1 protein-coding gene is annotated in these 1085 nt (G+C 47.0%); it reads left to right on the top strand.

Annotated features, from left to right (window positions below):
• Nucleotides 1–192 precede the first annotated feature (192 nt).
• Complete coding sequence (locus G470_RS0111770; protein WP_035445693.1) at nt 193–933, top strand: SDR family NAD(P)-dependent oxidoreductase; 741 nt, start codon at nt 193–195, stop codon at nt 931–933.
• The last annotated feature ends 152 nt before the right edge of the window (nt 934–1085 follow it).

The following is a 1085-nucleotide window of genomic DNA, read 5'->3' as shown; positions in this document are numbered from 1 at the left end:
TTACTTAAGATATTGAACCGCCGTATACGGAACCGTACGTACGGTGGTGTGAGAGGACGATAAATGAATGAATCATTTATCTCCTACTCGATTTTTAAATTCATTGGCCGTTGTGAGCATTCTTTTTGTCGTTCCATGTGGTTTTCGATACGCTTGACGTATAGAGAGACCATCTTGGAAGGAGACGGTAACGTGTTTGAATTGACGGACAGAGTAGCGATTATCACCGGCGGTACATCCGGAATTGGGGAGGCCATCGCCAAGATGTACGCCCAACAAGGCGCGAAAGTGGTCGTTTCCGGAAGAAATGAAGAGGAAGGGCAGCGCATCGTGAAGGAGATTGAAGAAAAAGGCGGAACAGCTTTATTCTCCCAAACCGATGTGTCGAGTTATGAAAAGGTTAAAGGATGCATTCAGCAAACGTTGGACACCTTTGGAACGATTGATATTTTGGTGAACAGTGCCGGCATTCATGACGAATACAAGACCGTCTTGGAAATGAGTGAAGACGAGTACGATAAGCTGATGGACGTGAACTTGAAAGGTGCCTTCTTGATGACAAAAGAAGCGTTGCCGGTGATGCTGGAAAAAGGCAAAGGAAACATCTTGAACGTCGGCTCGCAGGGAACGTTTGTCGCCGGGCCCGGCGGGGCAGCCTATGTGATGTCCAAACACGCCATCGACGGATTGACCAAACAGCTGGCCTATGACTTTGGACAAAAAGGGATCAAAGCGAACACCATCGCTCCGGGATTCATTGAAACACCGATGACGGAAGGAATTGAAGACGAACGGTTGAAAGACATCCCGGCCGGACGAGCAGGGAAAGCAGAAGAAATTGCAGCTTTGGCCGTGTTCTTGGCATCAGATGCTGCTGATTACATCCAAGGTGCCGCCATCAAAGCAGACGGCGGATGGACAGTCGGAAGATAAGTGAATATCATTTACGCAGCCCCTTTCAGTGCGAAAGGGGCTCTTTTCGCGCAAAGAAGTTAGTGTAAAATAGTTCTCGGTAAGTCATCTATTGTTTATTGGACAAAAAGAAACGAGACCTTTATTCTAAAAGTTACCACACAAATAGAAAG

The organism is Atopococcus tabaci DSM 17538 (assembly GCF_000429585.1).
GTDB classification, from domain to species: Bacteria; Bacillota; Bacilli; order Lactobacillales; family Carnobacteriaceae_A; genus Atopococcus; species Atopococcus tabaci.
The sequence above is the reverse complement of the archived record's forward strand: the minus strand, read 5'-3'. Positions and strand labels throughout refer to the sequence as shown.